This window comes from Microcoleus sp. bin48.metabat.b7b8b9.023 (assembly GCF_013299185.1).
GTDB lineage: Bacteria > Cyanobacteriota > Cyanobacteriia > Cyanobacteriales > Microcoleaceae > Microcoleus.
Genome location: NZ_JAAFKG010000049.1, coordinates 55,006 through 62,711, shown reverse-complemented (window position 1 = coordinate 62,711; position 7,706 = coordinate 55,006). Strand labels below are relative to the sequence as shown.

At 44.1% G+C, this 7,706-nt stretch carries 9 protein-coding genes; 6 read left to right on the top strand and 3 right to left on the bottom strand.

What is annotated here, in order from left to right:
* Positions 1-201 precede the first annotated feature (201 nt).
* Positions 202-561: a Uma2 family endonuclease gene (locus QZW82_RS23790; protein ID WP_293153801.1), complete on the top strand. Its 360-nt coding sequence runs from the start codon at positions 202-204 to the stop codon at positions 559-561.
* Here the strand turns inward: QZW82_RS23790 and QZW82_RS23785 are convergent.
* On the bottom strand, positions 558-1,070 hold the full coding sequence (locus QZW82_RS23785; RefSeq protein ID WP_293153798.1) for a phosphoribosyltransferase family protein: 513 nt from the start codon (positions 1,068-1,070) through the stop codon (positions 558-560). The genes QZW82_RS23790 and QZW82_RS23785 overlap by 4 nt on opposite strands.
* A 54-nt stretch (positions 1,071-1,124) precedes the next feature.
* Between QZW82_RS23785 and QZW82_RS23780 the strand changes: the two genes are divergently transcribed.
* Complete coding sequence (locus QZW82_RS23780) at positions 1,125-1,874, top strand: pentapeptide repeat-containing protein (RefSeq protein ID WP_293153795.1); 750 nt, start codon at positions 1,125-1,127, stop codon at positions 1,872-1,874.
* A 289-nt stretch (positions 1,875-2,163) separates the two neighbouring features.
* Here the strand turns inward: QZW82_RS23780 and QZW82_RS23775 are convergent, their stop codons facing one another.
* Together QZW82_RS23775 and QZW82_RS23770 are read right to left on the bottom strand one after the other, a co-directional pair.
* Positions 2,164-2,364, bottom strand: a complete 201-nt coding sequence (locus QZW82_RS23775; RefSeq protein WP_293122028.1) for a hypothetical protein — start codon at positions 2,362-2,364, stop codon at positions 2,164-2,166.
* Between the two features lie 755 nt (positions 2,365-3,119).
* A complete protein-coding gene (locus QZW82_RS23770; RefSeq protein ID WP_293153792.1) occupies positions 3,120-3,317 on the bottom strand; it encodes a hypothetical protein in 198 nt (65 codons plus the stop codon).
* A gap of 1,548 nt (positions 3,318-4,865) precedes the next feature.
* On the opposite strand from QZW82_RS23770, the gene QZW82_RS23765 reads away from it, so the two are divergent.
* The 4 genes from QZW82_RS23765 to QZW82_RS23750 all read left to right on the top strand — a co-directional run bounded on the left by QZW82_RS23765 (position 4,866) and on the right by QZW82_RS23750 (position 7,673).
* Entirely contained in the window at positions 4,866-5,042 is a 177-nt protein-coding gene (locus tag QZW82_RS23765) for a hypothetical protein (protein ID WP_293153789.1), read from the top strand.
* A gap of 545 nt (positions 5,043-5,587) precedes the next feature.
* Positions 5,588-5,833: a hypothetical protein gene (locus QZW82_RS23760; protein WP_293153786.1), complete on the top strand. Its 246-nt coding sequence runs from the start codon at positions 5,588-5,590 to the stop codon at positions 5,831-5,833.
* A gap of 704 nt (positions 5,834-6,537) precedes the next feature.
* Positions 6,538-6,723: a hypothetical protein gene (locus tag QZW82_RS23755; RefSeq protein WP_293153783.1), complete on the top strand. Its 186-nt coding sequence runs from the start codon at positions 6,538-6,540 to the stop codon at positions 6,721-6,723.
* A gap of 92 nt (positions 6,724-6,815) precedes the next feature.
* Positions 6,816-7,673 (top strand): calcium-binding protein, encoded by an 858-nt coding sequence (locus QZW82_RS23750; RefSeq protein ID WP_293153780.1) that lies wholly within the window; start codon positions 6,816-6,818, stop codon positions 7,671-7,673.
* The last annotated feature ends 33 nt before the right edge of the window (positions 7,674-7,706 follow it).

The following is a 7,706-nucleotide window of genomic DNA, read 5'->3' as shown; positions in this document are numbered from 1 at the left end:
CGGCAATGGTAATTTTAGGTTTGAGTTTCATACAGGTAAACCCTAATTAAATAATTTGTAGTTACTCAACAATTATTCTCCAATATACCATATTCTGCTAATCTAAAGTTTAGATGCGTTCGCCCTGCCTTGGGATGGCCGACCACCCAACAGCGTAGGAAGTGAACTCGAAATTGTAGCTAAAGATGGCTTTAGTTAGGTTTGGATAAGTTTTACGAAGCAGGTAAAGATAGAATAGATTTAACCGTAGATCCGCCTCCCGATTTAGCGATCGAGATTGACAACTCCTCACAAACCAGTTTAAACAGCTATCAAGCTTTGAAAGTGCCGGAACTTTGGAGATATGACGGGCGAACCCTGAAAATCTATCTGCTTCAAGACGGAAAATATACTGAGTCCGATACTAGCCAAAATTTCCCCGACTTTCCCATTATTGATGTCATTCCCCAATTTGTCGATCGCGCTAACACCCAAAGAAGAAGCCCAACAATCAGAGCATTTCGAGCTTGGGTAAAAGAGCAACTACAAATCAAAGACTCCGTTGAGGGCGGGTTTCACTAATTTTTGACTGGCGCCGCCAAATCAGCCGCACTCATCTTTTCGTACATTTCAAAAGGTTGGTGAATCCAAGGATTATCCGGCAAATAATCTACATAATAATCCGGTTTCGCCGCAGAACAAGCCTTGTACCAAAGCACAGCAGTCCGAATTTCCTGAATATCCTCGCCGTAACGACTCTTCAGCCAAACAATAGCTTGCTCTAAACTAATTCCCGAATCCACCAAATCGTCAACTAGCAGAATCTGGCTGCCCAAATTATCGCCCACCATTGTCAAATCCCGCGCAAACTCGATCGCCCGCCGGACTTTTCCCTCCGCCCCACCATAGGACGAGGCCGCTAAAATCGCCAGAGGTTTGTCGAAAATCCGCGACAGAGTATCGCCCACGCGCAGCCCTCCCCTCGCCAAACAGACAATGCGATCGAATTTCCATTGAGATTCATTAATTTTTACTGCCAAATCCTCAATTTTTCGATGGTACTCAGACCAAGAAACGTAAAGGTCGCTCATGCCTAATATTATTGAAATATCAAAGATATTATTCAATATTTTGGGAAAAATGACATGAATGCAGAGGAACTTCTCAGACGGTATGCAGCCGGAGAACGGGTTTTTCGTACAGTAGACCTGGCTGGGATCGATATGTCAAGGACAAATTTGCGCGATATAGACCTGACAGGAGCTAGTTTAACAGGTGTAAGTGCGATCGGCATAACGCTCTACAGAGCCAATCTGTATCAAGCAGATATCAGCAAAGCTGACTTCTCCCAAGCCAACCTCATGTCGGCTAATTTCGGCGAATGCGAGGCGATGGGAGCGAATTTGAGCGGAGCTATCTTGCGGAGTGCCGTGCTCAGCGGGGCAGATTTTACGGGGGCGAGTCTCAGGGGTGCAGACATCAGAGATGCGAACCTTCAACGGGCAATTTTAATTCAAGTTTATGCAGTTAACGCTAACTTGCAAGGTGCCAATTTGACAGAAGTAAAACTTTGCGGAATCAACCTGACTCAAGCAAATTTAACTGACGCCAACTTAACACAAGCCGATCTCAGCCATGCTAACCTCACTCAAGCAAATTTGAGTTGGGCTAATTTGACAGAAGCAAATCTCCAAAAAGCTAATTTGAAGGGAGCAGATTTGAGCGGAGCTAATCTGACTTGTGCAAATCTGCATCTAGCAGATTTGAGTGGAGTTTCTCTTAAGGGAGCAAATTTCAGGGGAGCAAACTTGCATCAAGCTTATTTGCGCGGGACAAATTGGAAGGAGGCGAATCTGAGAGAGGCTATGATGCCTGACGGCACAATTTCTGAGTAAATAAGCTGGCAACACAGAATTTAAAACCGCAGGGTGCTGGTGTCGCACCCTACATTTAGCTTAATTCCAGATTTTATTGAGGGGATTTAATTAAAGCTTCAGGTTTCCTCGCCCAAAAACGGATACAGCTATCCGAGATTCGCCTAGTGAAGAGTCAAAAATTTTAGATTAAAGTTCAATCTCCAGATTCATCTGTTGATAAAATTTCTTATCTAAAATGTAAATTCTCAAATCTAAAAATGATTGACAGTGCATTGAAAGAAAAGTGACAAAATTTTGGGCAACAAGTTTAATCTACAACTTTCAGCCAGCCCCGGCGAACCGCGTGGAGCAAGCGGTTGATGGCTGTTTGATCTTCTTCGGTAAGACAGTCATTTAATAGCGCTGTCTTGAGCTGTTGTCGGTGAGTGGGAGTCAGCAGACCGGAGTGATATACCTGAAACACTAGCTCTGCGATCGTAAATTGAGGTAAAAACGTTTGGGTCATCATTGGTTTTTTTTTGAAATCACTTTTGATAGTATTGACTGATTTTCCCAATATTTATGTGATTCAAATACGCCAGTAAATGTGATCGATTCTGTCTTGATTGGTGATTTGTGTCAATCGGACTTGGGGAGCGGATGTTTCCTCGATCGAGAGAGCATCTCGAAACACAAACCCCGTCCCGATTCCTCCTTTTTAGTAACTCCAAAATCTGTGTTTTTTGTTAAAAGCTGCTGACAAACAAGTTAATATTAATTTAACAAATCACTAAGTATGTCCTTACCAATAAACATAGATGCGTTGAGGGGTGAGAACACTCATTTACTCTTTTGTATATGAGCGATCTTGATGGTGAAGAATACCTACAATATACTATCTTTATTTTTAGGATGACTGCTAAGTAATTACTACTAACTAAATCGACCCATATTAAACGTAAAACTTTTATGGTGTTGAGAAACCCACTTGGCTTGCATTTACTGGGTATCTTTGTGTAGTTTTTTTTCCGTAGATATACTTAATGAGTCCCCGCTGCTGACTACTGACTACTGTCCGCGTGCAGGGACAGCACTAAGGACTGTTAACGGTTTTGCATCAAAAATCCCGGCATCTTCAAGAAACCGGGTGCGATCGCCACGATCGCAACAAAAAATATTTTTGAGAGGTTAATGGAGAGACCTACTCAGGGAAATCTTACTTGCGGGCAAAGCTTTACACCAGACAGATCGGAACTACCGATCTAAACTTACTGTCTGACGGTACTAATCGGAAATTCTGACCCATCCGCGGCGGATGGCGTGAAGTATACGGTTGACTGCATCTCGATCGTCTTCGTTGAGAGCGCTTTCACAAAGTGCACGCAGTCCGTGACTTTCGGTACGACTCAGATTGCCCGAATGCGTGACTTGATAAAATAGTTCAGCGATCGTGCGATCGGATTTTAAAGTCAGAGTTTGCATGAAATCTCGTTGAACTCTACTATTCTAATATCCAGCATTTGAGAACAGAGTAGGGTGATGGCCGTCGGGTAAGCTCTGTGATCTTTCTGATATGTGCTTGCGATCTAAATCACTAAGTGTACGTGAGTCAAATCACCTAAAAGGAGAGACCTCGATCGCATTGGCTGTGATTGTGGCGGTAGCCTCCAGGTTGGACGAAACCTCAAAAACTCCTGATTGCAAGACTTTGAGTGCGATTGTTGGTGGTTTCGCCGGTGTGCCTCCGACATCCTAGGCTGTGGACTCCCAGACTTGTGAAACTGTTCGTTTTCAACACTCCTCACTCCCGGCCTCCAGTTGCGATCGGCGAGCCGCAGCCTGAGATACAATAAATTATCAATACTTCGACCCAATCTATAGGCAGGCAGGTAAAAGAATGCTCATCATTGGCTACTTTTCGGTTTCCTTAATCGTTTTTGTGGTTTGGTTCATTGTTTTTTGGAACGATACTTCAACATCCAAAAAAGACTTGCTCTCTTGGGTGGCCTTACTACTCGGCCCCCTGGTTTGGCCTATTGTTCTACCCTTATCCCTGTTTCAAATTAGTAGCAGAAAGTCGGTTGAACAAGAAGCTAAATCAGAGCAAAAATTATAGTAAATTGTGGAAGTAACTGACTCAAACATAGTTAGTCAGCTTGCCTGAATCATCATTCCTCGCTCCTCCCATCCAGTAAATCATCTTGTTTTATGACAAAACGTGGCATCTAGAAGGTGGAATCAGATAATAAAAATGCTGAATCCTAAAACAGTATGTTTTTACCCCTATCAAATTCTGCCTTCTGTTTTTTGATGCCTGCTGTTATTTGGTCAGATTGTGATTTAAGGCTGCCACTCAGTCAAAAGTGTGAGACCCCGATTTTGGGACAGCGAACGCAACATTTTTTCAGTCATAAATTATCTGCCACCTCCACCAAGCTCAAACTTAACAGGCAATATAACACGTTCTCTTGCTAGCCAGAGTATAACTTCAGACATATTTTAGCGTTCCGCTTACAACTTAATAATTTTTATTATTTCCGGCTTCTGCTTACCATTAATCGAATTGGCGAAAATTATTGCTGGTTTTTGATAAAAAGCTATAGCCTTTCTCAAAAAGATGAGGTATGACTTACAGCTTGTATAACCCTTAAACGTATAGGGCCTTCTTCCCAACAACGTCCGCGAATCTTTCTGAGAACCGCTATATATTTTTTACCCTATAAGCTTTTGATGCTAGATATTTGCAGATTGTAGCAGCTTTCCAACAGAAAAATGTAGAGTTCGATATCGCCACAATTCCCAAACTCTTACCACAGTTAGATACACAATTAAAGGCAGAGACTTCAATATGAAATAGCCAACAAAACTATTGCTTGTCTCAAGCAGGACTTGTTTTATGGGAGGAATAACGAGTGAGTTTATAAGGCGAGCGATGGGATTTTGATCTGGTGCTGCATTTTCGGGAACTTCCCCAAAAAAGTGCCGTCACAGTATCAAAATTTACTATTTGCACAAACCCTAGGAGTGAAAATGAACGAAATGTCTGAGAAGCGAATTTATGGAATTCTTAACGCAGTGTCGCTGCTAGTGCTGACCTACTATGCAGCTAGTTCAATCAATTATATTTTCCAAACAGACGCTCACATCTACAGCTACGACAGCCAGAGCTATGTCAATCGGTCACCAGCAGACTTAGAATCACACTGAGCGGGTAAATAGTACAGCTTGTCTATGAATGCCAACGATTTTTTCGGGAAATTGCTAATTGTTAATTTATTGCGATCGATCGCGTCGGAATTAGCAATTAGCAATAAATAATTGCTGAAAACTATAATTTATAAAATTAAATTTTTAAATATAGCTGTATTCCAACTTACCTAAGACTTAGGCAGCACTGATACTTTTACAAAGGGCTGCTATTGATTTGTTGTGCAAGGCGGTGTTGAGGTGCTTCCCAGGACAAAAAATATCTTATGCACGGGCCATTCCCACAGATAACTTGTGGGGATCGCTGGTTTCTGCGTCTAAAACCTTGCTGCTTAAGGATTTGGAGACCAATCAAGTTTTTTTGTTTTTTGGGCGGAACTAATATTTGAACTCAACAGTCAGGTTGATTGAAGCGTACTAAGAAATGGCACTCTGTTAATTATTACGCAATCCTGACGATCGCAATTTGTGCGATCGAACATTATTTAATTAACCATCGGGCGTGCAAGTTCTATCAAAGAGCCTAGTCCCATTAAAAATGGTACATGACAGCCTATAGCGGCCGGGTCAATCTGGATGGTACAAGCAACGATGTAGTCTATGGTGGCAACGGCAACGACACTCTCTTCGGCGGTAAAGGTTTCCATCTCCTCAACGGCGCTGATTGGGATGATTTCGTCTCCGGAGATAGGGGCAATGACACCGTACTTGGCCGATCGGGTAACGATACTGGTTTGGGCGGTGACGGCAATGATATCGATCGCCAAAATATAAATAATATTAGAGTATAAAAATCTCAAATCATAACTCTGGGGGTTCACCGAAAAACGAGCGGGAAGCCCCTGGCTTTAGACATGGTCCGGAACGTGGCTGCGACTTATTTAGTCGCCTTAAAATGCTTGCACAGATTTAATTGAAATGATACACTAATTACAGCGATTAAGAATAACCATCTACGTGTTGAAATAATTTAATAAGGTGAAACTCCTGAGTTGGTTCGTCTCGGCTTGACCGTAGCCTGACCAAACAAGTAACAGTGAATTATTGAGCGTACCTATCTGGCGTTGCGATGGACTCTGAAAGTATAAAAAGCTAAAAGTATACGCAAGGTTTGGACTCGTTCAAGCTGAGTGGGTAGAGGTGCCTTGTTAACGCCTTTGAAAGTCCCTTTGTGGTCTTAATCAAGAATCCCCCCGATTCATCGGTGGGGAGTATCAAGCCGATGGGCTGAATTTCCAGGGAATAACGTGCTGCTCAACAAATTTTATTTTTCGGGAACTCTGGGCGGAACTTAAAAGTCTCGTGATTCAGAGTCTACTGAAAAATCGCAACTCAGTTCAAGCTCGATTGCGGGCGATCGAACTTTCGGGCGATCGGTAGTTGCCAAGGACTGCGGTGCAATTTCTCAATCTTGAGAGCATACTCCCATTAACAAATGGTCTATGTGTATTTCTGGCTACAGTTTAAAAAATAAGTAGCCGCACCCAAGGTACGTATGGTAGACTCACAAACGTTTAAGTGCAATATTTTCGTGCTAGAGGAGGGAGTGATGGAGTCGAGAGTCCAAGGCAGAAAACAACTGATACTTGCTGCTCAACGAATACCAGATTCAACTCGCGGTTCCCGGCTCCCTGCTGACAAATTAAATTACATGACAGCTTATAGCAGCCGGGTCAATTAGGGTCTCAACCGATGTCCGGTTCGATTTATTGAATCCCTTTGGAGGGAAAAGTGTATTGTAGAAAAGTGATTCATCTTTTAGGAGGAGTGTAAATGACACAGGTAACTAATCCAACACAACCAGCAGTTTCTCTACCAGGAGCTGGCGGCTCTAGTGTTGTCGGTCTCGGAACCGCAAACAGATTAAGTGCAGGCAATCTCAACGATATCATCCTGACCTTTGGGGGCGATGATGTCATCGCCGGTAACGGTGGGGACGACATCATTTTTTCCGGTGGCGGCAATGACAGTCTCGGCGGCGGCAGCGGTAACGATGCCCTCGTTTCAGGCAGTGGCAACGATGCTGTCTCTGGTGGTGACGGCGATGATAGAATCTTTGGCGGCAAAGGGAATGACCAGCTCGACGGCGGTGCTGGCAATGACTTGGTTTCTGGAGACCAAGGCAACGATCTCGTACTCGGCGGAACTGGTAACGATACCCTGTTTGGCGGCCAAGGCAGCGATACTGTCAGCGGTGGCGATGGCAACGATACCATCTGGGGCGGTAAAGGCAACGATACTGTCGATGGTGGCGCTGGTAATGACTTCGTATCTGGCGACAGAGGCAGCGATGTCCTGACTGGCGGTGCTGGTAGCGACACGTTCTACTTCGCGAGTGCTGGCGGCGATTTCGGCGTAGACACGATCACTGACTTTACGCCTGCTGAAGATAAGATCAGATTGAAGACGACCGGCGGCGGGGTGTTCGGTGCTTTGGGCAACAGCGTCGATACCAGCGAGTTTGTTGTCGTTTCTGGTTTCAGCGCCAGCAGCCCAGGATCCACCACTAACAAGTTGATCTACGACCCCACAAACGGTGCGTTGTTCTTCAACAGTGGCAACGGAGTGCTACAGGTTGCTCAGTTGCAGACTGGCCTGACTATTACCTCGAACAATTTCGAGGTGTTCTAAAACAACTGGCGGTTGTGGGGCGACACCGGATTT

Coding starts and splice junctions, on each gene's coding strand:
- QZW82_RS23755 (WP_293153783.1), top strand. CDS start 6,538: ATGGTAGACTCACAAACGTTTAAGTGCAATATTTTCGTGCTAGAGGAG.
- QZW82_RS23775 (WP_293122028.1), bottom strand. CDS start 2,364: ATGATGACCCAAACGTTTTTACCTCAATTTACGATCGCAGAGCTAGTG.
- QZW82_RS23750 (WP_293153780.1), top strand. CDS start 6,816: ATGACACAGGTAACTAATCCAACACAACCAGCAGTTTCTCTACCAGGA.
- QZW82_RS23780 (WP_293153795.1), top strand. CDS start 1,125: ATGAATGCAGAGGAACTTCTCAGACGGTATGCAGCCGGAGAACGGGTT.
- QZW82_RS23785 (WP_293153798.1), bottom strand. CDS start 1,070: ATGAGCGACCTTTACGTTTCTTGGTCTGAGTACCATCGAAAAATTGAG.
- QZW82_RS23770 (WP_293153792.1), bottom strand. CDS start 3,317: ATGCAAACTCTGACTTTAAAATCCGATCGCACGATCGCTGAACTATTT.
- QZW82_RS23765 (WP_293153789.1), top strand. CDS start 4,866: ATGAACGAAATGTCTGAGAAGCGAATTTATGGAATTCTTAACGCAGTG.
- QZW82_RS23760 (WP_293153786.1), top strand. CDS start 5,588: ATGACAGCCTATAGCGGCCGGGTCAATCTGGATGGTACAAGCAACGAT.